This window comes from Bordetella avium (genome assembly GCF_034424645.1).
In the GTDB taxonomy this organism is placed as follows: Bacteria; Pseudomonadota; Gammaproteobacteria; order Burkholderiales; family Burkholderiaceae_B; genus Bordetella; species Bordetella avium.
The window spans coordinates 1657022-1678581 of sequence record NZ_CP139969.1 but is presented as its reverse complement, the minus strand read 5'-3'; the positions used below and the strand labels follow the sequence as shown (position 1 = coordinate 1678581).

Below are 21560 nucleotides of genomic sequence, written 5' to 3'. Positions count from 1 at the left end.
TCGCTCGAACTCCAAGAATCCGGGTAGTGTAAAACCCCGTTAGCAGTGAAAATCACTAAAATCTTTAGATTGATATCAGATTTTCACTTCTTATCCCTTTGTTTTTGCCTCGCCTAAGTGAAATGCGTGAACTCGACCGCACCGACCGCAAAATCCTCGACATACTGCAACGCAACGGGCGTATATCCATCACCGAACTGGCCGAACAGGTCAACCTGTCGGCCACGCCCTGCTCCGAGCGCGTCAAACGCCTGGAACGCGATGGCGTGATCGCCGGCTACCACGCGCGCCTCAACCCGGTGGCACTGGGCAAAAACCTGCTGGTCTTTCTCGAAATCCGGCTGTCCGCCAAATCGGGCGATGTCTTCGATAAAGTCAAAAAAGAGCTGATGTACGTGCCCGAAGTGATGGAATGCCATCTGGTGTCTGGCGACTTTGACTATCTGGTCAAGGCCCGCCTGACGGAAATGGCCGAGTACCGCCGCCTGCTGGGCGAGATTCTCAAGCGCCTGCCCGCATCCGCCGAATCGCACAGCTACGTCGTCATGGAAGAAATCAAGGAATCCCTCTACCTGCCCCTCGATCCCTGACCCCCGCATTGAACACCCAGCAAACACGCCGCATCCGTCCTCTCCCTTGGTGATGGCGGCAAAACATCCCACGACGCGCGCCCTCGGGGGCAGCAAGCGCCCCGGGCGCACGCAGCGTGGGGGGCTTGCCCCGCCGCCGAGCCGTCCCGAGGCGGGCAGCGCCCCCCTCGGGGGGCAGCAAGCGCGCCAAGCGCGCGCAGCGTGGGGGTTTGCCCCGCCGCCGGGCCGCCCCAAGGCGGGTAGCGCCCCCTCGGGGGGCAGCAAGCGCGCCAAGCGCGCGCAGCGTGGGGGGTTTTTTTTGTACCATTGGCGCCTGACATGGGCAGGCAAACCGCCCGCCCGGAGCTTTTTTATGACCCGACGCCTTTACCGCTATTTCTTTCTCGGGCTGATCACGATTTTGCCGATCGCGCTCACGCTCTATCTGCTCTTTGTTTTCCTGGCGTGGACGGAAGCCATCGCGCTGACTTTCGTTCGCCCTTTTATCGGCGACTTCTATATACCTGGCCTGGGCCTGCTGTTGGGCATACTCGTCATTCTGGCCATCGGCTATCTGGTTTCCAAAGAAAGAGTCCAGCGGCTGCTGCTGTTGGTGGAAATGCCTTTTACCAACCTGCCAGTCATCAAGAGCATCTACTCGTCGATTAAGAGTTTTGCCGACTATTTTTCGTCCGGGTCCAAGGCCACTTCGCAGCAGGTGGTCATATTGCGCATACCCGGTCAGGCCCTGGAGCTGGTCGGTCTGGTGACCCGGCGCGGCATGGAAGGCTTGCCTGCGGGGTTTCTGCCCGGCGAACGGGTGGCGGTCTATCTGCCCATGGGGTATATGATCGGCGGCTATACCGTTTTCGTGCCCACCGAATGGGTCGTACCCATCAATATGTCGGTCGAAGAAGCCATGCGCTCCTCGCTCATCGCCTGGATGGCCCGCGCGGAGCATCAAACACCGCCGACTCCGCCCCACACGGATCAGCCCTCCTGATTTATGCTTGACGGACAGACAAGGCGCTTCGCCCTGTCTGCTCCCGCCGCCCGGCCGGCGTTTGTCACCCAGGTGCGTTATCCATGCAGCACAATGATGTCTCTTCCTTCCGAGATGCGGGCGGCATCCGCATTTTCCCCAGCTCGCCCGCCGCCTTGAGCCAGGCGCAGGCGTTTCTGTACTCGCGCGATTTACAAGCCTATGCCACGAGCCGCCTCGCGCCCGATGGCGCCGTCTGCATCCAAGCCCTGCCTGATTTCGCCCGGCAGCATCTGCCTCAAGGTGACACGACCGGCCTGGTTCACGACCTGAAGCTGGATACCGCTGGCAGCGATGCTGCCCTTGAAACGGAAATCGTGCTGGCCATGCTGGCTTGTCCCGTCGCCTTTCCCTTTCCTGATGTGGCCGAGCTGGAAGCGGCCCTGCGCATCCGGCGCAACATCGTGCGCGCGGCAACGCGCACCGCGCTGGCCTTCGACACGGAAAAGGCCGAACGGCCTGCCGATTACTGGGCCTACGATGAAGCGACCGGCTTCACCATCGTGCCAGGCCGCTCGCTCATCGATGGCCTGACCCTCGCCACCCAGCCGCAGGTCTCTGGCCAGACTTACTCCTTCTCTTGCTACCGGGCAACCGAATACGTGACCGTGCTCGGGATTGCGCTGGAAGTGCGCGATAGCCATCCGGCGCTGTACACGCGCCTGCAGCGCCAATGGGAAACCCGAGCCGTGATGTCGGGCCGCTTTCATGAAGCCTTTTTGCGTGAATACGGCTCGATGGACGCGCCCCTGCCGCCCCGCTTTTATGTCCCGGGCGACCGCCTTTGGTTCCGCAACCCCGACGCCCACTCCTCGAATGTCGAAGGCTATGAGGGCTCTTGGGTGTTTTACCTGGGGTCGGGTCTGTTCAATAATTTCTGGAAACGCGATCAGCCTTATACGCTGACGCACAAATGCCTGGAAATCTTCCATTGGCGCGACGGCGCTCAGGTCGACGCCGGGGGCAAGCTTTTTATCAACGAAGATATCGTCGAAGCCCGGGTCCGCGAAACCCAAGCCGATCCCGCGGCCCGGCAAGCCGTGCTCGAGCGCATGCTGCGCATCCGTGACCCACAAGGGGTTTACGCGGAGGGCGGCTGTATCGACGCCACCCGGGAATGCGCCCGCTGGGTGCTCCCGGGTCACGCCGAGATCGCGCTGCCTGAGTTCCCCTGATCCGGGCCTGCCTTTTTTATCCGAGAACAATGTCCAATCTCATCGTCCACGGCGGTACGCCGCTAAGCGGAAAAATCGTCCCTTCAGCCAACAAAAACGCCGTTCTGCCCATCCTTTGCGCCACGCTCCTCACGGATCAACCGCTGCGGCTGATCGGCGTGCCGGAAATCACGGACGTCAAGAAAATCCTCGACATCTTCCGCATGCTAGGCAGCGAGGTGTCCGTCGATTACGCCACCGGCGTGCTCGAGCTGCACCATCGCGACACCTGCTTCGATCCGGCACAGCATCATCTGCCCGAAGAAATGCGCTCGTCCATCATGCTCGTGCCCCCGCTGCTGGCGCGTTTCGGCGTGGCGCGCCTGGAAAATGACGTCAAGGGCTGCACGCTGGGCGTGCGCGAGATCGATCCCCACGTCGAAGTCTTCGAGCGCTTTGGCGCCCGCGTCGAGCGAGCCCCTGACTCTTTGATTGCACGTGCCGATGGCCAGATGCGCGCTAACCAGCATTGGCTGGATTACGCCTCGGTCACGACCACCGAAAATTTTGCGCTTTGCGCCGCGTCAGCCGCAGGGGTATCTACCCTGGTCAATGCAGCCTCCGAGCCGCATGTCCAAGAGTTTTGCCGCTTTCTGGAAATGCTGGGCGTGCCCATCGAAGGCATCGGCACCTCGCATCTGCGCATCGAGGGCGGCCGAAAACTGAAGGGCGGCGAGTTCCGTTTCGATGAAGACTTTCACGAAATCGCCACCTTTCTCGCGCTCGGCGCTATCACTGGCGGCTCGATCATTGTCAAAAACTCCGCGCCCGCGCAGTTCCCGCTGATCGACCGCACTTTCGCCAAATTCGGTGTCGAGGTGGAGCATCGCGATGGCTGGTCGCAGGCCCACAGCGATGGACCGCTGCGCGTACGCCGCCCCTTCACGCAAAACATCCTGACCAAGGTCGAGGCGGCGCCCTGGCCCTATCTCCCCGTCGATCTGCTGCCTATTTTCATCGCGCTCGGCGTACGCGCCGAGGGTAGCGCCATGTTCTGGAACAAAGTCTACGACGGCGCGATGGGCTGGTCGGTCGAACTCTCGAAATTTGGCGCACACGTTTTTCTGTCGGACCCGCACCGCCTCATCACCTTTGGCGGCCTGCCGCTCAGCCCAGCCAAGGTCGAAAGCCCCTACATCATCCGCGTCGCCATTGCACTGTTGATGCTGGCGGCCAGCATCGAGGGCCGCTCCGAGATCACCAATGCGCTGCCCATCCGCCGCGCGCATCCGAATTTCGTGGAAAACCTTTGCTCGGTCGGCGCCCGAGTCGAATGGACCCACGGCGACTGAACGCAAGCCGGCTAAGCTCACCCACAGGGGACGGACCTAAAATCCGCCCCTTTTTTTGCCTAAACACGACGCGATCTTGTTCGAATTTTTGCAAAAAAGAAAACAAAAGAATTTTCTCTTGGGATTGTTGATTTTCGATTTTGTTGTTTTATCATAAGACCATGACACTGAATCCACGCCAAAGCGCTTTGCTCGAACAGGTCCGCTCCCAGGGATCGGCCTCCATCGAGGAATTGGCGCGCGCCTTCGACGTCACGCTGCAAACCGTGCGGCGGGACGTCAATCTGCTTGCCGAGGCGGGGATGCTGTCGCGCTTTCATGGCGGTGTGCGCAGTGAACCATCCACCATCGAGAACATCACCTATCGCCAGCGCCAGGGCCTGCATGCCGAAGGCAAACGGCGCATCGCCGAAGCCGTGGCGCGACAGGTTCCTGATGGCTGCTCGCTGCTGATCAATATCGGCACCACCACCGAGGCCATTGCGCGTGCGCTGCTACAGCATCGCGGGCTGCGTGTCATCACCAATAATCTGCATGTGGCCGACATTTTGTCGGATAACCCGGATTGCGAGGTCATTGTGGCCGGCGGCGTCGTGCGCTCGCGCGATCGCGGCATCACCGGCGAAGCCACCATCGATTTCATCCGACAGTTCAAGGTCGATATCGGCCTGATCGGCATTTCCGGCATCGAAGCCGACGGTACGCTACGCGACTACGATTTCCGCGAAGTGCTCGTGGCCCGCACGATCATCGAACAGTCACGCGAAGTCTGGCTGGCCGCCGACAGCAGTAAGTTCCAGCGCCAGGCCATGGTCGAACTGGCCCCCATCTCCCGCATCAGCCGTTTTTTCACCGACGCCGAACCCGCGCCTCAGTTGGCCCAGGTCCTGCACGATGCGGGCGTGCATGTGTCGGCTTCCTGAACACGCTTTTCCTTTCTCTCCCTACACCATGAACTCCACCACCTCTGCCGCCATGCCCCCCCGCGCCGACCTGCTGGCCCGCATGGATGCGGCCGACTCCTGGGACGTCATCGTCATCGGCGGCGGCGCAACCGGCCTGGGCACCGCTGTTGACGCGGCGGCGCGCGGCTTTCGCACGCTGCTCATCGAAGCTGCGGACTTCGCCAAAGGCACCTCGAGCAAAGCGACCAAGCTGGTTCACGGCGGGGTGCGCTATCTGGCCCAGGGCAACATCAGCCTGGTGCGCGAAGCCCTGCACGAGCGAGGCCTGCTCAGCCGCAATGCCCCCCATCTGGCCTGGCCTCTGGGCTTTGTCGTGCCCGCCTACACACTGCTCGACCAGCCCTTCTACGGCATCGGCCTGAAGATGTACGACCTGCTGGCCGGAAAACTCAATCTGGCCTCCAGCCGCCTGCTGTCGCGCATAGAAACGCTGCGTCACGCCAGCACGCTGGCGCCCGTGGTGCAGGGCAAGCGCCTGCGTGGCGGCGTGCTCTATTACGATGGCCAATTCGATGACGCCCGCCTTGCGGTGGCGCTCATGCGCACGCTGTTCGATCTGGGCGGAACGGCTGTCAACTATGTGCGCGTCACCGGCCTGACCCGCGATGCGCAAGGCAAGATTGATGGGGTGGAAACCGAAGACACCCTTAGCGGGGCACGCCACACGCTGCATGCCAAATGCGTCGTCAACGCCACGGGTGTTTGGGTGGACGCCGTGCGCCGCATGGATGATCCGGCCGCGCAGGCCATCGTCTCCCCCAGCCAGGGCGTGCACCTGACCCTGCCGCGCGATTTCCTGCCCGGCGATGACGCCATTCTGGTGCCCAAGACGGACGATGGCCGAGTGCTCTTCATGGTGCCCTGGAACGGCCACACCATCGTTGGCACGACCGACACGGCCCGCCAGGATCTGCCGACCGATCCGCGCCCCTTACCGGGCGAGGTCGATTTCATTCTGGAAACGGCCGGCCGCTATCTTACGCGCCAACCCACGCGTGCCGATGTCACCAGCGTCTGGGCCGGCCTGCGCCCGCTGGTCAAAGCCAGTGGAGATGCCTCCACCAAATCGCTGTCGCGCGAGCACACGATTCTGGTTGCACAGAGCGGCCTCATCACCGTTACCGGCGGCAAATGGACCACCTACCGGCGTATGGCGCAGGATGTGGTCGATACCGCCATCGAAAAACGCCTCTTGCCGCAAGCTGCCTGCCGCAGCGCCGAACTGCCCTTGCACGGTGCGCCGGCTCCGGGCGCCGGCCTGCTGGCGCCGCAGGGCACGCCCGACAGTTACTACGGCACCGATCTGCCTGTTCTGCGGGCCTTACCAGGCGCCGACCGCATTCTCGTGCAGGCCAGCGGCCTGAGCGAAGCCCATGTGCGTTATGCGGCCCGCTACGAACTCGCCCGCACGGTCGAAGACGTGCTGGCGCGCCGTAATCGCGCGCTGTTCCTGGATGCCGCCGCTGCTCAGGCAGCCGCGCCGGAGGTCGCCCGCATTCTGGCCGAAGAGCTCGGCCATGATGCCGATTGGCAAACCCGCACGCTGGCTGACTTCCAGGCCATCGCCGAGAGTTTCAAACTGGCCTGAACCGCCTACGCCCGCGGCCAAGCGAAGCCGCGGGCGTATGATGACGCTTTGCCACGCCCTTCCTGATTTCATGGACGTTTTCCAGCAACTGCAAAACCTGCTGAGCGCGCAGGCGGCCGATTTTCGCCTTTTGCGTCATCCCGCCGCCGGCAAATCCGTCGAAGTGGCCGCGATACGCGGCACCGAAGTCAGCCAGGGCGCCAAGGCGCTGGTCTGCCGCGTAAAAATCAGCGCCAAGCAACGCAAACACGTGCTGGCGGTGTTCCCGGCCGACGGCCAGGCCGACCTGGATGCGATCGCCTTAGCAGCGGGCGGTAAAAAGGCCGCGTTGGCCACCCACGAACTGGCTCGCGAACTGACCGGCTGCGAGATCGGCGCCATCCCGCCTTTCTCATTCAACACCGAGCTGCATCTCATCGTGGACCCATCGCTGCGACAGCGCCACGACGAGATCGTGTTCAACGCCGGCCGCCTCGACGCCTCCATCATCATGCGCACCGAAGATTATTTCCGCATCGCGCAGCCCGAGCTGGCCCGTTTCGTGCGAACAGCCGACTGACATGTGCCTGGCCGTCCTTGCCCTGAACGCCCTGCCCGGCCTGCCGGTGCTGATCGCAGCGAATCGCGACGAGTTCCACGCCCGGCCCGCAGCACCGGCTGCGGCCTGGCCCAGCGGCATCTATGCGGGCCGCGACCTGCTGGCGGGCGGAACCTGGATGGGCGCAGCCCGCAATGGCCATTACGCCATCCTCACCAACTACCGCGAAGTGGGCCGGCACCTGCCTGACGCCCCCTCGCGCGGCAAGCTGGCCGAACACTTTCTGGCCGGCGATTTGCCCGCGCGCGATTACATCGCCAGCGTGGCTCGCGAGGGCGGGCGTTACAACGGCTTCAACCTTATCGTGGGCGACAGGCAAGACGCCTGGTACTACGGCAATCGTGGCGGCGAACCGCGCCTGCTGAAGGACGGACTTTATGCGCTGTCCAACCATCTGCTGGACAGCCCCTGGCCCAAGTCACTGCGGCTCAAACATGCCGTTAGGCAAACATTCGAACATGGGCTGGATCTGCCCGCCCTGTTCGCCGCGCTTGGCGATCGCACGGTTGCCGAGGATGCCTCGCTGCCGGACACCGGTCTGCCGCGGGAGCGCGAACGTCTGTTGAGCAGCCCCTTTATCGTCAGCGCCGACTACGGCACGCGCTGCTCCACCGTTTTGCTATGGCGGGCCAATGGCCAGGGCGAACTGGTCGAGCGGCGTTTCGATTCCGCCGCCCGCTTGACAGGCGAAACCGCGTTGCATTTTCATCTGCCAGGCACCGTAAGTTGATCCGTATCAGGGCATCCAGCCCGGGTCAGCTTCCAGAGCCAAGCATTATGTCGTAGCATCGCCCGAGAGGATTGCGCAGGCCTGCGCAATCCTTATCGTTTCCCCATTTCCCTGGTAAGGAGTGTCTGTCATGAAGAAAATCCACGAACGTTCGCTGCTCGCCGCATTGCTGATGGCCGGCGCGATGACGGTCAGCGGCGCAGCGCTGGCACAGGACTTGCCTCTGCTGCCCCAGACCCAGCAACAGGGCGACGTTCAATTCTTGTCGGGCGGTATCGGCGACGGCCAATCGGGCGCCATCAAGGCCGCCGCCAGCAAGTACCGCCTGATGCTCACCTTCGTCCAGCGCGGCCCAGGCGGCGTTGGCGAATACCTGGCCGACATCCCGGTCGATATCGTCAATGCCAAGGGCCAGTCCGTTCTCAAGACCGTGGCGCAAGGGCCCTTCCTGCTGGCCAATCTGCCGGCGGGCAGCTACACCGTGAAAGCCAGCTCCAATGGCGCCGAAAAATCCACCCGCGTCACGATCGGCAAATCGGGCACCGCGCGCGCCATCTTCGAGTGGCGTTAAGCCACGAGGCCGGCCCGGCCCTGACAGCTGCCGGCACGACCCGGCTGGGCTGTCGAGATATCAGCAGGGCTGTGCCGGGGGCACTGCCCCCGCTACCCCCCGGCAGCCTGCAGCCCGGCATACAGGATCAGCAGGTTGAGCGCGAATGCCGCCACCCAGCTCAGTGAGCGCAGGCTGCCATAACCGCCCACATACAGCGCCAGATACACCAGGCGCACGGTCACCCAGGCCCCCATCAGCACCGCCAGATGCGCCAGGGGCGCCTGCGCATACAGGGCGAACAGCACCGCCGCATAGAAGAAAGGCAGCGCCTCATAACTGTTAGCCTGCGCCGCATTGGCGCGCGCGCGCCAGCCCTTCTGCGCTTGCAGCCAAAGCCGCGGCTCACGGTTGTCGAACCCCTCGCCCCCCAACTTGCTAGAAATCGATGCCACCAAAGGCAGCAAGGCAGCCGCCACCATCAACGCCACGATATGTATCATGCCTCTCCCCTCGGCCAGCCACACGCCGGCCCTGCGCGACCTTAGCATCCCGCCTCTCGGATTTCACGCGTATTTGTAGGCCGCTAAGCGGGCGATGCATGCCATGCTTACAATCCGCGCATTCAACGAGGCGCTGCATGACCGACTCCCTGACCTGGATATTCATCTTCTGCGCTTACGCGCTCTTGTGGTGGCCGGCGGCGCGCAAAGCCGGGCTGGCGCTGCTGATCTGCGGCCTGGGCCTCGCGGCAGCACAGAGCGCGCTCACACTGCCGTCGCTACTGGCCTTTGCTCTCCTGATTGCCAGCGGATGGCTGGTGCGCGGCACAAGGCAGGCCTGGCTCGGCCACCTGATCTTCATCATCACGGCCATCGCCCTGGCCTTACATCTGCTGCCTGGTTTCCATAACCCGCTCATCATCGACAGCACCGCGCTCAAACCCGGCTCCACGCCGATGCGTCTTTATTTCAACCTCGATAAACCCCTGATCGCCTGGTGGGTGCTGCTGGTCATGGCGCCCCCTTTTCTGCGCTTTGGCTGGCAGGACAGCCTGCGCACCGGGCTGCAAGCCGGTATCGCGGCGGCCATCTGCTGCCTGGGGCTGGCCTGGGTGCTGGGCGCGCTCGCCTGGTCACCGGGCTGGCCAAGCCAGGGATGGCCATGGCTGCTTAATAATGCCCTGCTCGTCACCATGGCAGAAGAGGCGTTTTTCCGCGCTTATATTCAACGCGGGCTTGCCCTGCGCCTGGGGCCTGCACCAGCCTGCCTCCTCGCCGCGCTGCTATTCGGCCTGGCGCATTTCGCGGGGGGGCCTGCCCTCATCGGATTAGCCGCGCTCGCCGGCCTTTTCTACGGCTGGGCGTTTCATCGCGGCGGCCTCGCCGCCGCCGTGCTGGCCCATCTGCTGCTGAACACCCTGCATCTGGCCTTGTTCAGCTATCCCGCTCTGGCGCACTGAAGCGCGCCGGAGAGCTGGCCCGCCTGCAAGGGCCGCGCACTCAATACGGATCCGAAACACCGCCTGAAGCCGTCAGGCGCCAGCCCTTGCTGACCTCGATTTCGGATTGCAGACCGGCGTGGGGTGGATGAGCGTCGCGGGCCTGTCCAAGGTGACCCGGCTCACTCCTGCCCCACCCGCCCTCGCAAGCGCTTGACGTCGCCGCGCTGCACTTTACGCTGCACGCGGCGGCGCTGCGAGGCCCTGGTGGGCCGCGTCGCGCGGCGCGGCGGGTCTTTGAACAGGGCTTGCCGCAACACCGCCAAGAGGCGTTCGATGGCGTCGGCGCGATTTTTGTCCTGGCTGCGAAAGGCCTGCGCCTTGATGACCAATACCCCTTCTTTGGACAGGCGGCTATCGGGCAAGGCCAGTACGGCCTGCTTGACCGCATCGGGCAAAGACGATGCGGGCACGTCGAAGCGCAGATGCACCGCGCTCGACACCTTATTGACATTTTGTCCCCCTGCACCCTGGGCACGGATCATTCCAAAGTCCAGCTCGCGTTCATCGAGGTAAAGGGAGTCTTTGATGTGGAGCATAGTTTTTTAAATCGATCAATTGGGCTGTGATGAAGCCAGCGCATAGAAAAAGAAAGTTTGCAGGAGGGCGCCGGGGCAGGAGCATAAAGCGCGAGCAAAAAATCTGCGCTCAAGGCTGGTTTCCCAAGCACTAAAAGCTAGCCAGCCCTAAGGGGAATGGGCTATCGTCCGAGCCATTGCGAGCGGTCTGCCGGTAACACGCGCCTCCCATGGCCTGCCCGCCCTTACAGGGAACACCCGAACCAATGTCCTGATGCTCATATTTTCAGCCACAGGCTTATGACCTGGGCTAGGCAGACGCATGGGCTGCGCGGCTGATGTGAGGAATAGATAATCTTGCAAACTTTCTGATATATATCGAGACAACAAGGTCTCCGTTAGTCTCGCGCAAGAGAATCTGCGGTCCAAAAATTTTCAATCGATAGCGAACACCTTCTTCATCAAACATCATGTTCAAACCGTCTCCCGGCTCTCGTACTGCTGCGCGCAATTGCGCCATTTATCTTTCTGGCGGCATTGGTGACGGCGTGCTCGGCATGATGTTCGCCCAGGCCCTGGCGGAACAAACCGGCGGCAAAGTGTCCTTGCTGATGACTCAAGCCGAGCCGGCACTGGAGCTATTTCGCGCTCAGCCCTATGTGCGAGAGGTGGTATCACTCCAAGCCGTGCATCAGTCACGCGGCTGGAAGCGCATCTCAGATCTGCAGCAAGTACTGAAGAGCAAGAACTACGACGCACTGTTTTTATTCTCGTTTCGCAACCATGTGGCCTTGGCGGCCCGCCTGGCGGGGATTCCTCAGCGTGTGGGTTTCGTACGTTACCACCAGCCGCATCTCGCGGCCCTGCTCACGCATCGGACTTGGGTGCGTCGCAAGGGAACGCCACATCCAGATACCTATACCTGGTTGCCTTTAGTGTTTGCCAAGGCCGGATATCGGTTTGAACCCCGTTACCCTGCATTATTTTGCAAACCCTCGGCTAAGGCCAAGGCAGAGCAGTTACTCGGGAAGATGCCCCGTATCGTCGGATTCGGTTTGAACGGCTCTCAGCCTTATAAGCGTTACAGCAGCCAGGGGTTTGCCGAGGTCGCTCGGCTGCTGCACGAGCGCGACGCCGGACTCAGCTTCTTGTTGATCGGCGGCAGCGATGTCGCGCATATTGCGCAGGATATCCGTGCCCTGCTGCCAGATACCATCACCGTGCTGGACGCGACGCAACAGGACGCGGAAATCTGCGATAGCCAGGCGCTCATCGCGCGTTGCACCGTGTTTGCTTCCAACGATAGTATGGGCATGCATATCGCAGTCGCCCATGGTGTGCCCACGATCGGGCTTTTCGGCGCTACACCCGCAATGCGTTACGCCCCCTGGTTGCACGTCATCGAACCCGTCGGAGATAAACACATGGACGCGATTGCGCCAGCGGTAGTAGCCGATGCGGTCTGGGATTGTCTGGCATCCTGTCGTTGAGAGACCGGGCGGGGAGGAGTTGGACGGGTCCAACACCCGCTAAAATGCCATGTCTCTCCCCCCAACCGGCGCTTCCGGCCGGCTGTTCATGACTTACTCCGCCAAAGAAATTTTCAAGACGCTGCAGGGCGAAGGCGCCCAGGCGGGCCGGGCGGCGGTCTTTTGCCGTTTTTCCGGCTGCAACCTATGGTCGGGCCGCGAAAGCGATCGCGCGGCAGCGGCCTGCACCTTCTGTGACACCGATTTTGTCGGTAGCGATGGCGAGGGCGGAGGCAAGTTCCGTGACGCGCAAGCCCTGGCCGACACGATTGCCCGCACCTGGGGCCCGGACAGGGCCGGGCGTTATGTGGTGTTCACGGGCGGCGAGCCTTTGCTCCAGTTGGATGAAGCCTTGATCGACGCCGTGCATGCCCAGGGTTTCACGATCGCCATCGAAACCAATGGCACGCTGCCTGTGCCAGCGGGCGTGGATTGGATCTGTGTCAGTCCCAAAGGCCGCGCACCGGTGGTGCAAACCCGTGGCCAGGAGCTCAAGCTGGTGTTCCCTCAGGTCGAAGCGCCGCCCGAAGCCTTTGCCGGGCTGGATTTCGAGCACTTTTTTTTGCAGCCGCTGGATAGCCCATTGCGCCGCGCGCATACCGAGGCGGCAGTGCAGTACTGCATGGCGCATCCGCAATGGCGCTTGAGTGTGCAGACCCATAAATACATAGGCATTCCATGATTGTTCGTTTTATCTGCGGGGTTCGCCCGTGATTGCTGTCACCCGCAAGCTGGAGTTCGACGCCGGCCACCGCATTCCCGACCACCGTAGCCAATGCCGCAATCTACACGGCCATCGCTATGTGCTAGAGATCACCTTGAGCGGCGATGTTGTCGAGGCGCCCGGCCAGTCCGACACGGGGATGGTGATGGATTTCTCGGAAATCAAACACATTGCCAAGACACATATCGTGGACGTCTGGGACCATGCTTTTCTGGTCTATGAGGGCGATACTGCCGTGCGGGAGTTTCTGGCCACCCTGCCCGGGCACAAGACGGTAGTGTTGGACCGTATCCCGACGGCTGAAAACCTGGCCGCCATTATTTTTGCGCGGCTCGCGCCGCACTATCAGAGCGCCTACGGCAATGCACTGCGCCTGTCACGCGTTCGACTCTACGAAACGCCCAACTGCTGGGCGGATTGCGACGGCCACTGATTTCTCTTCGGCAAGGCCCTCCCCCTTTTCTTGCGGATAGTCCGTCCGGCCTTAGCGGCCGGGTGCGGCCCACCCTGTGCGTTCAAGACGGCGGCTACCGCCTCGACGAGACGGGCCTCCGTGCGGCGCAATTATTAGCAAGCCATTGATATAAGTAGAATCCCTAGCAATACTAGTGTAAGCTATCTATTAGCTTCCTACTTAATAGCTTGTGATGGATTCCCATGAACACGCCCACCGACTCTCAGCTCATGAACATGACCGCGAACCTCATGGTGTTGTCGCGGGCCTACCGCAGCGCGGCCGACAAGGCCCTGGTGGATTTTGGTTTGTCACAGGCCACGGCCTGGCCGGTGATTCTGACTGGCCGCCTGGGTGACGGTGTGCGCCAGGGCGCGCTGGCCGAAGCGCTGGGTGTGGAAGGCCCGTCGCTGGTACGGGTGCTGGATCAGTTGGTAGCGGCCGGTCTGATGGAGCGGCGCGAAGCCACCCAAGATCGGCGAGCCAAGACGATACATCTGACCGCCTCGGGCAAGGCGCTGTGCGAGCAGGTCGAAGCAGTGCTGGTGCAGTTACGCCGCCAACTGTTTAAGGACGTGCCACAGGAAGATTTGACGGTTTGCCTGAGCGTGCTGGAACAGTTGAAGACTGCCTTGGGCCGTGAGTCCGCCGCGGCGGGTTTCAAGCCATGAAACCGCCTACGCTGGAAGAAGCGCTATTCTCGCTAAAGAGTTTTATGGGCGCCATGGCCGCTTTATATCTCTCTTACAGCATCGGCCTGCCAAGACCGTTCTGGGCCATGACGACCGCCTATATTGTGTCGCAACCCTGGTCCGGCGCGGTGCGCTCCAAGGCAGTTTACCGCCTGGGCGGGACCTTCTTCGGCTCAGCGATGACGGTCTATACCGTGCCCCGGCTGGCCAACTATCCCGTGCTGATGACACTGGTGATGGTGTTGTGGGTGGGCATCTGCCTCTATGTGGCCTTGCTGGACCGCACACCGCGCTCCTACCTTTTTATGCTGGCGGGCTATACGGCCGCGATGATCGGCTTTCCCAGCGTCAGCGACCCGGCCACCGTATTTGACACGGCGCTGGCGCGGGTGGAGGAAATCAGCCTTGGCATCATCTGCGCCACGCTGGCACATAGCCTGGTGCTGCCGCGCGGCATCGGGCGGCCCTTGATGAGCCGGCTGGACGCCACGGTACGCGACGCCCGCATTTGGGTGCAGGAAGTGCTCAAGACACTGGGCCTGGGCGGCAAAGAGGCCAAAGACCGCCGCACATTGGCCAACGACATCACGCAACTGCGCTTGATGGCCACGCACGTGCCTTTTGACACGGGCAATATCCGCTGGACAGCGAATGCGCTGCGAGCCATGCAAGATCACATCGTCGCCATCACGCCGACCGTGTCGGCCATCGAGGACCGGCTACAGGCGCTGGCGGCCAGCGGCCGTGAGCTGCCGGCGCCGGTACGCGCCGTGATGGATGATATTTCAGCGTGGATGGACAACAGTGCCAGCGCCACCCGCGAACAGGCTGCGCAGTTGCGCGCCCGGCTGGTGGCGCTGACGCCGCCCATGCGTGCGGAATCGAGCTGGAACGAGGCCTTGCTGGCCAGCCTGCTGACCCGACTGCGCGAACTGGTGGAAAGCTATGACGCCTGCCTGGTCGTGCGGCTAGACATCCGGGACGGCCTGCAAGGCCGTCCGCGTCCGGCGCCGCGCCGCCTGACACGCGGTCCGGCCCTGCACCGCGATCATCAACTGGCCCTGCTATCGGCGCTGGGCGCAGGCCTGGCGATTTCCGTCTGCTGCCTGTTCTGGATCGGCACGGCCTGGACCAATGGCGCGACCGCAGCGCTAATGGCGGCTATTGCGAGCTGTTTTTTCGCCGCGCAGGACGACCCGGTGCCCGGCATCATGCAGTTTTTGAAATACACCATTGCGTCGATCCCGCTGTCGGCCTTGTATCTGCTGGGCATCATGCCGGCGCTGCACTCGTTTGAAATGCTGGCGCTGACGCTGTTTCCGGTCGCCTTTGTGGTCGGCATCCTGCTCACACGGCCAGCCTCGGTAGGCAAGGCCATGGCGGTGTTTTTCGGCTTGAGCGGCACCCTGGCCCTGCATGACACCCATACCGCCGACATCGTGTCCTTTCTGGATACGACGCTGGCGCAATGTATCGGCGTGGCGCTGGCGGCCATCATCACCGCCATTTTCCGTTCGGTAAGCGTGGAATGGAGCGCTCGCCGTCTGCAAAGCGCCAACTGGAAAGAACTCGCCACGCTGGCCCGCGGTCAGCGCGTCCTGAACCGGCAGGCCTTTGCGGCACGCCTGCTGGACCGCATCGGCCTGCTGCAACCACGGCTGGCCATCACGCAGCGCCAGGACGATCAATTCGCCAGTGACGCATTGAAGGATCTGCGCGTGGGCAAAGACATCGCCGAATTGCAACGCGCCCGGCCTCATATGCCGGTAGCAGATGCGGCCATTGAGCCGGTGCTGCGCGGCCTGGCGGACTGTTTTGAAGCGCGTCTGGCCGGTAAAAGCAAAGCGCGTCCGGCCGATCTGCTGGCCCGCATCGACCGCGCCTTGCAAAGCGTATGCGCCACGCCGGACGCTGGCGAAACGGCCCGGGAGCGTGCCGTGGTGGCCTTGGTGGGCATCCGCCGCGCCTTTTATCCGGATGCCCAGGTCTACCGCCCTGTGTTCCAGGAGGCCTGAGCACCATGATTGGCGAATTCAACTTCTACGGCGTTTATTTTCCCTGGCTGCTGGTGCTGGCCCTGCCAGCGCTGGGCCTGAGCTGGATGTTGCGGCGCCTGCTGGCGCGCGCGGGTCTTTACCGTTTTGTGTGGCATCCGGCGCTGTTCGACCTCGCGCTGACGGTCGTGCTGCTGTATGGCGTTTTTTTGATTTCCCCATATTTTTTTCAGGGATAGCAGTATGAAACTTCCCAACTCGCTCCGCCCGGCCGCGCTGGGCAAGTACGCAGTCACCGCGCTGGCCATTCTCGCGGCGCTGTTTGCCGGTTGGCAGCTTTGGGTGCATTACGAGCTTGAGCCCTGGACGCGTGACGGCCGGGTGAAGGCCAATATCGTGCAGGTGGCGCCTGATGTGTCCGGCCTGGTTACCGCCGTGCCCGTACGCGATAACCAGAGCGTCAAGGCAGGCGATACGCTGTTTGAGATCGACCGCGCACGCTTTCAACTGGCCTTTGATCAGGCCGAGGCCGCCTTGCAGGCCCAGCAGGTGGCGCGCGACCAGGCTGCGCGCGATGTCAAACGCAATCGTGCGCTGGGCCAGCTGGTTTCAGCCGAAATACGGGAGCAAAGCGAGACCCGCCTGCATCAAAGCGAGGCCGCGCTGGCGCAGGCCGAGGTGCAATTGAATCTGGCCCGCCTGAACCTGGAGCGCAGCCGCGTGGTAGCGGCAAGCGATGGCCGCGTCACCAATCTTGATCTGCGCGTGGGATCTTATGCCAACGCCGGCCGAGCCGTCATGGCCCTGGTGGATGCCGGCTCCTTCTACATCGAAGGCTATTTCGAAGAAACCAAACTGCCCCGCATCCACGAAGGAGACCCGGTTCTGGTGACCCTGATGGGCGATTCTCGACAAATCCAGGGCCATGTGGAAAGCGTAGCGATGGGGATTGCCGATCGCGATCGCAGCACCAGCGCCAACCTGCTGCCCAACGTCAACCCGACTTTCAACTGGGTGCGTCTGGCCCAGCGCATTCCGGTACGCGTGAAGATAGATCAGGCTCCCGACGACCTAAGGCTGGTGGCCGGCCAGACCGCGACCGTGGCCATCGATACCGCCTCCGCCAAGCACTGATTCCCCCCTCTTTTCTGGACTCGACGCCATGCCCATTCGCACCCTGACTTCGCTGACATTGGCGCTCGCGCTGGCGGGTTGCGGCGCCGTGGGCAGGGACTACCGCCTGCCCGCAGACGCCGTGGCGCAACGCGCGGCAGCCCAAGCCCCCTTCGCCCAGGCCGACGCGCATCGCTATCAATCAAATGAACTGCCGCCGCACTGGTGGCGGCTGTATAAAGACCCGGTGCTCGATCAATTGATAACATCCGCCTTCACGGCCAATACCGATCTGCGCGCAGCGGCAGCCAATCTGGAACGCGCCCAGGCCATGACGCGCGAAGCTCAGGCGCAGCAGTTGCCAACGGTGGGGGTGAACGCTGCACCGACTTTCGGCCATGTCTCCGGCGTCCAGGAACTGCAACCCGATGTCCGTCCGCAAGACCGCTGGTCATACGCTGCCGGCGCCAGCATTTCCTATCAGATTGATTTGTTCGGGCAAATCCGCCGCGCCATCGAAGCCGCACGCGACGATGCCCAGGCAGCGCAGGCAGCCTATGACGCCACCCGTGTGACCGTCGCAGCCGAGACCGCCCGTGCCTATGCGGACCTGTGCTCGGCAGGGATGCAACTGGCCTCGGCGCGGCGATCGGTCGCTGTGCAACAAGAGTCGGTCAATGCGGTTCAACGCCTGCAAAACGCCGGACGCGGCACCGCGCTGGATCTATCTCGCGCCAGCAGCCAGCTCGCGCAATTGCAGGCCGAACTGCCGCCTTTCGAGGCGCGGCAACGCAGCGCGTTTTATCGATTGGCCGCCCTCACGGGGCGGCTGCCCGCTGAGTTGCCGCAAAAGCTGATGCAATGCGCGCAGGCACCGCGCCTGACGCAAGCCATTCCGGTGGGCGACGGCGCGGCGCTGCTGCGCCGGCGCCCGGATATCCGTCAGGCCGAGCGCAGCCTGGCGGCGGCCACCGCTCGCGTCGGCGTGGCCACAGCGGATCTTTACCCCAAGATTTCATTAGGTTTGTCGGGGGCCTCGGGCGGTCCCGCCACGCGCTTTGGCGATCGCGGCACCTTAAGCTGGAGCATCGGGCCTTTGATCACCTGGACGCTGCCCAATACTGGCGCGGCGCAGGCCCGTATTGCCCAAGCCGAAGCATCCACCAAGGCGGCCTTGGCGCGCTTTGACGGTACGGTGCTCAATGCGCTGCGCGAAACCGAAAGCGCCCTAGTCAGCTATGCCCGGCAACTGGACCGCGACAGCGCCCTGCGCGCCGCGCGCGACCAAAGCGTCCTGGCCGCCCGACAGGCGCGCCAACTCTTCCAGATAGGCAAGACCGACTATCTGAGCGTGCTGGATGCCGAACGCACGCTGGCTGGCAATGAAAGCGCACTGGCGGCGTCGCAAGCGGCTCTGTCCGACGATCAGATCGAACTGTTTCTTACGCTGGGCGGGGGCTGGGAAGACCCGGCGCCCGCCATGCCTTGATCTCAATGTACGGAACTGCCTTCGGGCGGCGTCTGATTCAGGCCGAGCGCAGCCTCCCAACTGCGCAAAGGCACACAGGTTTTGAGGCGCACGATGGCACGCTCAATAAGCGCCGGATGCAACTCATGGCCCACCGAGCTGGCGATATCAATCGTGGCATCGCCATGCAGTTCGGCAAGCCGGGCCTGGGCAGCCTGGGCATGCACGGCCTCAATCACCGGGTCGGCCGCGCCATGCAGGATATGGATGGTGGTGTATTGCGGCGGCGCCTTGGGCAAGCTGGCGTAGCGGCCTGAAAACGCCATGACCCGACCGGCCAGCCCATCATGGGCCTGCACAGCCTCCAAGGCCATGATGGCGCCTTGCGAGAAACCGGCTAGGGCGGTGTCCGACTGCAACAGGCCCAAACGCTGCTGCTGAGCCTGGATATAGCTCACCAGGGACGGCAAGGCGGCGGCCACCCGCTCAGGACGGTTGGTTTCGGTCACGCCACGAATAGAGAACCACTGACGGCCCTCGCCGCCGCCGTCAAACGGCTGGGCGCCCGCAGGAATCAGCACAGCCGAAGCCGGAAAGGCCTGGCGCAAGGCCTGGGCCAGATTCTCCAAGCTGGCGGGCGTGCCGCCGACGCCATGCAACAGAATAAAGAGCTGCTTGATTTCGATTTCGGGTTCGGGCAACAGCTCAATAGCGGTAGTAATGGTTGTACTCATGATGCGTATCCGGTGAGATGGCGGGTCTGGCCCGCCCTGCTTGCATTCTAGGCGCTGTCAGGTTTTCACGCGCAGCAAACGGCAGCCGACGCAGGTCCAGCCCTCTGACGCACGACTTGCCGCCTAGGGGCGCTGGGAAATTTCCGGTATGATCTACTGTATATTAATACAGTATATTTCCGCTATTCCGGCCATGCCCGCACCCGAACATATCCACCCCGCCCTCTGGAGGGCCACGCAACTGGCTCGGGCCAGCGCACGCGTCGTCCCCACGGGCTATGCCGACTTATCGGCCCAATTGCCCGAGGGCGGCTGGCCGGTGGGCAGCCTGACCGAATTGCTCTTGCCCCATCCGGGCAGTGGCGAATTACGTCTGCTGTCCACGGCCTTGCGCGGCCAGCAAGACAGCCGCCCGGTCGCGCTGGTGCAGCCCCCTTTCACGCCACATATCGCGGCCTGGCGGCAATGGCGCATCGCGCCCGAACGCCTGCTCTGGATCGCGCCCGCCAAACTGGCCGACACGCTCTGGGCTACCGAACAGGTGCTCAAACACGCCAGTTGCACGGCGTTGTTGTGCTGGCTGCCGCAAGTGCGGCCCGAGTCTTTGCGCCGGCTGCATTTGGCCGCCCAGGCCAGCGACACGCTGTTTTTCGTGTTGCGCCCGGCCCAGGCGGCGCACGGCGCCTCACCCGCGCCTTTGCGCCTGGCCCTAGCCCCCGCTCAGGACGGTCTGTCGGTGCAGATTCTCAAACGCCGTGGCCCGGTGTGCGAAAACCCGGTCTTTCTGTCTTTCGACGCACCTGTCCAAGCCATCGCTCTAGCTGCCCATGCGACTCTGGATCGCCATTCATCTTCATCACCTGTCGCTGGACAGCACGCATACCCGGTGGCATGAGCCGGAACGCTGCTGCGCCGTCATCGAACAGGAACGCATCGCCGCACTATCGCCCGCCGCACGCGCGCGGGGCCTGACGCCCGGCATGCGGCGCGCCAGCGCCCTGGCCCTGGCGCCCGACGCCGAGTTGCAGGTCCGCGATCCCGCTGCCGAAACAAGCCGCCTCCACGAGGCTGCGCTGGCGCTGCTGCAATACACCCCGCAACTGGCTTTGCGCGAACCCGATGCGCTGCTGCTCGACGTGGGCGCCAGCCTGCAACTGTTTCGAGGTCCGCGCGCCCTGGCCAGGCGGGTGCGCGCCACGCTGGCCGCGCTGAACCTGAGTGCCCGGCTGGGTATGGCGCCCACCGCGCAGGGCGCCTGGCTGCTGGCGCTGGGCAAAGCGCCGCCCGCCCTGCATATGGACAGCCTGATCCGGCGGCTGGACCGCCTGCCCCTGACCCTGCTAGCCGAAGCCGCCTCGCAGGCCTCCTGGCTGCAAGGCCTGGGCTGCGCTACCTTGGCCGACACACGTGCCCTGCCCAGGGGCGGTTTACAACGCCGCGCCGGCACGGCCTTGCTGCTGGCGCTGGACCGCGCCTATGGCCTAGCCAATGAAGCGCACCGCTGGCACGAACCGCCGCCGCGCTTTGCCGCTCGCATCGAATTCATGGACTACGTTGAGCAGGCCGACGCCCTGATGAGCGTGGCTGCACGCCTGACCGAACAATTAAGCGGCTGGCTGCATGCCCGCCGCCGCGCTGTGCGCAGCATGACGCTGTCCCTGGAACACGAACGCGGCCGCCGCGCCCGCGAGCCCTCCTTGCTCACACTGGCCATGGCTGAACCGATCTGGCATAACAGCCACCTCCTGGGCTTGTTGCGCGAGCGCCTGGCGCGTTTTGAACTGGCTGCGCCAGTCATTGCCGTGGTTTTGTCGGCACAGGAAACCGAAACGCCCGTCGTCGCCAGCCAGACATTATTCCCCGAGCCAGGCGGCAATGCCGCCGACCATGCCCGCCTGCTGGATCTGCTGGCGGCGCGTCTGGGCCCGGCTGCTGTGCGGCAGGCCTATCCTCAAGCGGATCACCGCCCCGAAGTCGCCAATCAGTGGCAGCCCGCACATCAGGGCCTACGTCTGCGCGACACTCCGCCTGCCGGGCCGCTGGACCGTCCGTTCTGGCTGGTCGAGCCCGCCCGCGCCCTGCAAGAGCGGGGCCATCGCCCGATTTATCAGGGCCAGCCGCTACGCCTGCTGCGGGGGCCCGAACGCATCGAAAGCGGCTGGTGGGACGCCACGCTTACCCAGCGCGATTATTTTGTGGCCGAAGACGAGGCGGGCGCCCGCTACTGGCTGTATCGCGAGCATGGCGAACATTGGTTTCTTCACGGGCTGTACGCCTGAGACAAC

At 63.3% G+C, this 21560-nt stretch carries 23 protein-coding genes; 20 read left to right on the top strand and 3 right to left on the bottom strand.

Annotated features, from left to right (window positions below; translation table 11 throughout):
• Positions 1 to 122 precede the first annotated feature (122 nt).
• The 9 genes from U0029_RS08030 to U0029_RS07990 all read left to right on the top strand — a co-directional run bounded on the left by U0029_RS08030 (position 123) and on the right by U0029_RS07990 (position 8569).
• Positions 123 to 590 (top strand): winged helix-turn-helix transcriptional regulator, encoded by a 468-nt coding sequence (locus U0029_RS08030; protein ID WP_012417672.1) that lies wholly within the window; start codon positions 123 to 125, stop codon positions 588 to 590.
• A 352-nt stretch (positions 591 to 942) separates the two neighbouring features.
• Positions 943 to 1572: a DUF502 domain-containing protein gene (locus U0029_RS08025; protein ID WP_012417673.1), complete on the top strand. Its 630-nt coding sequence runs from the start codon at positions 943 to 945 to the stop codon at positions 1570 to 1572.
• Positions 1573 to 1655: 83 nt separating this feature from the next.
• Positions 1656 to 2786: a hypothetical protein gene (locus tag U0029_RS08020; RefSeq protein ID WP_012417674.1), complete on the top strand. Its 1131-nt coding sequence runs from the start codon at positions 1656 to 1658 to the stop codon at positions 2784 to 2786.
• A 29-nt stretch (positions 2787 to 2815) separates the two neighbouring features.
• Positions 2816 to 4117, top strand: coding sequence for a UDP-N-acetylglucosamine 1-carboxyvinyltransferase (locus U0029_RS08015; protein ID WP_114851967.1), 1302 nt, complete (start codon positions 2816 to 2818; stop codon positions 4115 to 4117).
• 161 nt (positions 4118 to 4278) lie between these two features.
• A complete protein-coding gene (locus tag U0029_RS08010; RefSeq protein ID WP_162790345.1) occupies positions 4279 to 5040 on the top strand; it encodes a DeoR/GlpR family DNA-binding transcription regulator in 762 nt (253 codons plus the stop codon).
• Positions 5041 to 5068: 28 nt separating this feature from the next.
• Positions 5069 to 6670, top strand: a complete 1602-nt coding sequence (locus tag U0029_RS08005) for a glycerol-3-phosphate dehydrogenase/oxidase (RefSeq protein ID WP_114851965.1) — start codon at positions 5069 to 5071, stop codon at positions 6668 to 6670.
• Positions 6671 to 6740: 70 nt separating this feature from the next.
• On the top strand, positions 6741 to 7229 hold the full coding sequence (locus U0029_RS08000; RefSeq protein ID WP_039052185.1) for a YbaK/prolyl-tRNA synthetase associated domain-containing protein: 489 nt from the start codon (positions 6741 to 6743) through the stop codon (positions 7227 to 7229).
• A gap of 1 nt (position 7230) precedes the next feature.
• Entirely contained in the window at positions 7231 to 7998 is a 768-nt protein-coding gene (locus tag U0029_RS07995) for an NRDE family protein (protein ID WP_012417679.1), read from the top strand.
• A 130-nt stretch (positions 7999 to 8128) separates the two neighbouring features.
• Positions 8129 to 8569 carry a carboxypeptidase-like regulatory domain-containing protein gene (locus tag U0029_RS07990; protein ID WP_012417680.1) on the top strand — a complete coding sequence of 147 codons (441 nt, stop codon included), beginning with the start codon at positions 8129 to 8131 and terminating at the stop codon, positions 8567 to 8569.
• A 92-nt stretch (positions 8570 to 8661) separates the two neighbouring features.
• Here the strand turns inward: U0029_RS07990 and U0029_RS07985 are convergent, their stop codons facing one another.
• Positions 8662 to 9051: an MAPEG family protein gene (locus U0029_RS07985; protein WP_012417681.1), complete on the bottom strand. Its 390-nt coding sequence runs from the start codon at positions 9049 to 9051 to the stop codon at positions 8662 to 8664.
• 137 nt (positions 9052 to 9188) lie between these two features.
• Here U0029_RS07985 and U0029_RS07980 point away from each other — a divergent pair, with 137 nt between their 5' ends.
• A complete protein-coding gene (locus tag U0029_RS07980) occupies positions 9189 to 10010 on the top strand; it encodes a CPBP family intramembrane glutamic endopeptidase (protein WP_114851964.1) in 822 nt (273 codons plus the stop codon).
• 161 nt (positions 10011 to 10171) lie between these two features.
• Here U0029_RS07980 and arfB read toward each other — a convergent pair whose 3' ends face one another.
• Positions 10172 to 10588, bottom strand: a complete 417-nt coding sequence (arfB, locus tag U0029_RS07975; RefSeq protein ID WP_114851963.1) for an alternative ribosome rescue aminoacyl-tRNA hydrolase ArfB — start codon at positions 10586 to 10588, stop codon at positions 10172 to 10174.
• A 449-nt stretch (positions 10589 to 11037) separates the two neighbouring features.
• Between arfB and U0029_RS07970 the strand changes: the two genes are divergently transcribed.
• The 8 genes from U0029_RS07970 (at position 11038) to U0029_RS07935 (ending at position 18562) form a co-directional block, all read left to right on the top strand.
• Positions 11038 to 12057 (top strand): glycosyltransferase family 9 protein, encoded by a 1020-nt coding sequence (locus U0029_RS07970; protein WP_012417684.1) that lies wholly within the window; start codon positions 11038 to 11040, stop codon positions 12055 to 12057.
• 88 nt (positions 12058 to 12145) lie between these two features.
• Positions 12146 to 12778: a 7-carboxy-7-deazaguanine synthase gene (queE, locus tag U0029_RS07965; RefSeq protein WP_012417685.1), complete on the top strand. Its 633-nt coding sequence runs from the start codon at positions 12146 to 12148 to the stop codon at positions 12776 to 12778.
• Between the two features lie 28 nt (positions 12779 to 12806).
• Positions 12807 to 13253 carry a 6-carboxytetrahydropterin synthase QueD gene (queD, locus tag U0029_RS07960; protein WP_039052184.1) on the top strand — a complete coding sequence of 149 codons (447 nt, stop codon included), beginning with the start codon at positions 12807 to 12809 and terminating at the stop codon, positions 13251 to 13253.
• Between the two features lie 224 nt (positions 13254 to 13477).
• Positions 13478 to 13945: a MarR family winged helix-turn-helix transcriptional regulator gene (locus U0029_RS07955; RefSeq protein ID WP_012417687.1), complete on the top strand. Its 468-nt coding sequence runs from the start codon at positions 13478 to 13480 to the stop codon at positions 13943 to 13945.
• A complete protein-coding gene (locus U0029_RS07950) occupies positions 13942 to 15981 on the top strand; it encodes an FUSC family protein (RefSeq protein WP_012417688.1) in 2040 nt (679 codons plus the stop codon). The genes U0029_RS07955 and U0029_RS07950 overlap by 4 nt, the downstream gene beginning before the upstream one ends.
• Positions 15982 to 15986: 5 nt before the next feature.
• On the top strand, positions 15987 to 16199 hold the full coding sequence (locus tag U0029_RS07945; RefSeq protein WP_012417689.1) for a DUF1656 domain-containing protein: 213 nt from the start codon (positions 15987 to 15989) through the stop codon (positions 16197 to 16199).
• Positions 16200 to 16203: 4 nt separating this feature from the next.
• Positions 16204 to 17094 carry an efflux RND transporter periplasmic adaptor subunit gene (locus U0029_RS07940; RefSeq protein ID WP_012417690.1) on the top strand — a complete coding sequence of 297 codons (891 nt, stop codon included), beginning with the start codon at positions 16204 to 16206 and terminating at the stop codon, positions 17092 to 17094.
• A gap of 28 nt (positions 17095 to 17122) precedes the next feature.
• On the top strand, positions 17123 to 18562 hold the full coding sequence (locus U0029_RS07935) for an efflux transporter outer membrane subunit (RefSeq protein ID WP_114851962.1): 1440 nt from the start codon (positions 17123 to 17125) through the stop codon (positions 18560 to 18562).
• Between the two features lie 2 nt (positions 18563 to 18564).
• Here the strand turns inward: U0029_RS07935 and ypfH are convergent, their stop codons facing one another.
• Complete coding sequence (ypfH, locus tag U0029_RS07930) at positions 18565 to 19275, bottom strand: esterase (RefSeq protein ID WP_012417692.1); 711 nt, start codon at positions 19273 to 19275, stop codon at positions 18565 to 18567.
• Between the two features lie 193 nt (positions 19276 to 19468).
• On the opposite strand from ypfH, the gene imuA reads away from it, so the two are divergent.
• Together imuA and U0029_RS07920 are read left to right on the top strand one after the other, a co-directional pair.
• Positions 19469 to 20170, top strand: a complete 702-nt coding sequence (imuA, locus tag U0029_RS07925; RefSeq protein ID WP_114852032.1) for a translesion DNA synthesis-associated protein ImuA — start codon at positions 19469 to 19471, stop codon at positions 20168 to 20170.
• Positions 20103 to 21554, top strand: a complete 1452-nt coding sequence (locus tag U0029_RS07920; RefSeq protein WP_039052183.1) for a Y-family DNA polymerase — start codon at positions 20103 to 20105, stop codon at positions 21552 to 21554. Before imuA ends, U0029_RS07920 begins: the two co-directional genes overlap by 68 nt.
• Positions 21555 to 21560: the final 6 nt, after the last annotated feature.

What these genes read in the sequence shown, in the direction of transcription:
- U0029_RS07970 (WP_012417684.1), top strand. Translation starts at nt 11,038, where the DNA reads ATGTTCAAACCGTCTCCCGGCTCTCGTACTGCTGCGCGCAATTGCGCC.
- imuA (WP_114852032.1), top strand. Translation starts at nt 19,469, where the DNA reads ATGCCCGCACCCGAACATATCCACCCCGCCCTCTGGAGGGCCACGCAA.
- U0029_RS07995 (WP_012417679.1), top strand. Translation starts at nt 7,231, where the DNA reads ATGTGCCTGGCCGTCCTTGCCCTGAACGCCCTGCCCGGCCTGCCGGTG.
- U0029_RS08010 (WP_162790345.1), top strand. Translation starts at nt 4,279, where the DNA reads ATGACACTGAATCCACGCCAAAGCGCTTTGCTCGAACAGGTCCGCTCC.
- U0029_RS08025 (WP_012417673.1), top strand. Translation starts at nt 943, where the DNA reads ATGACCCGACGCCTTTACCGCTATTTCTTTCTCGGGCTGATCACGATT.
- U0029_RS07940 (WP_012417690.1), top strand. Translation starts at nt 16,204, where the DNA reads ATGAAACTTCCCAACTCGCTCCGCCCGGCCGCGCTGGGCAAGTACGCA.
- U0029_RS08000 (WP_039052185.1), top strand. Translation starts at nt 6,741, where the DNA reads ATGGACGTTTTCCAGCAACTGCAAAACCTGCTGAGCGCGCAGGCGGCC.
- queE (WP_012417685.1), top strand. Translation starts at nt 12,146, where the DNA reads ATGACTTACTCCGCCAAAGAAATTTTCAAGACGCTGCAGGGCGAAGGC.
- U0029_RS07990 (WP_012417680.1), top strand. Translation starts at nt 8,129, where the DNA reads ATGAAGAAAATCCACGAACGTTCGCTGCTCGCCGCATTGCTGATGGCC.
- U0029_RS07945 (WP_012417689.1), top strand. Translation starts at nt 15,987, where the DNA reads ATGATTGGCGAATTCAACTTCTACGGCGTTTATTTTCCCTGGCTGCTG.
- arfB (WP_114851963.1), bottom strand. Translation starts at nt 10,588, where the DNA reads ATGCTCCACATCAAAGACTCCCTTTACCTCGATGAACGCGAGCTGGAC.
- U0029_RS08030 (WP_012417672.1), top strand. Translation starts at nt 123, where the DNA reads ATGCGTGAACTCGACCGCACCGACCGCAAAATCCTCGACATACTGCAA.
- U0029_RS07985 (WP_012417681.1), bottom strand. Translation starts at nt 9,051, where the DNA reads ATGATACATATCGTGGCGTTGATGGTGGCGGCTGCCTTGCTGCCTTTG.
- U0029_RS07980 (WP_114851964.1), top strand. Translation starts at nt 9,189, where the DNA reads ATGACCGACTCCCTGACCTGGATATTCATCTTCTGCGCTTACGCGCTC.
- U0029_RS07935 (WP_114851962.1), top strand. Translation starts at nt 17,123, where the DNA reads ATGCCCATTCGCACCCTGACTTCGCTGACATTGGCGCTCGCGCTGGCG.
- ypfH (WP_012417692.1), bottom strand. Translation starts at nt 19,275, where the DNA reads ATGAGTACAACCATTACTACCGCTATTGAGCTGTTGCCCGAACCCGAA.
- U0029_RS08020 (WP_012417674.1), top strand. Translation starts at nt 1,656, where the DNA reads ATGCAGCACAATGATGTCTCTTCCTTCCGAGATGCGGGCGGCATCCGC.
- U0029_RS08015 (WP_114851967.1), top strand. Translation starts at nt 2,816, where the DNA reads ATGTCCAATCTCATCGTCCACGGCGGTACGCCGCTAAGCGGAAAAATC.
- U0029_RS07955 (WP_012417687.1), top strand. Translation starts at nt 13,478, where the DNA reads ATGAACACGCCCACCGACTCTCAGCTCATGAACATGACCGCGAACCTC.
- U0029_RS08005 (WP_114851965.1), top strand. Translation starts at nt 5,069, where the DNA reads ATGAACTCCACCACCTCTGCCGCCATGCCCCCCCGCGCCGACCTGCTG.
- U0029_RS07920 (WP_039052183.1), top strand. Translation starts at nt 20,103, where the DNA reads ATGCGACTCTGGATCGCCATTCATCTTCATCACCTGTCGCTGGACAGC.
- U0029_RS07950 (WP_012417688.1), top strand. Translation starts at nt 13,942, where the DNA reads ATGAAACCGCCTACGCTGGAAGAAGCGCTATTCTCGCTAAAGAGTTTT.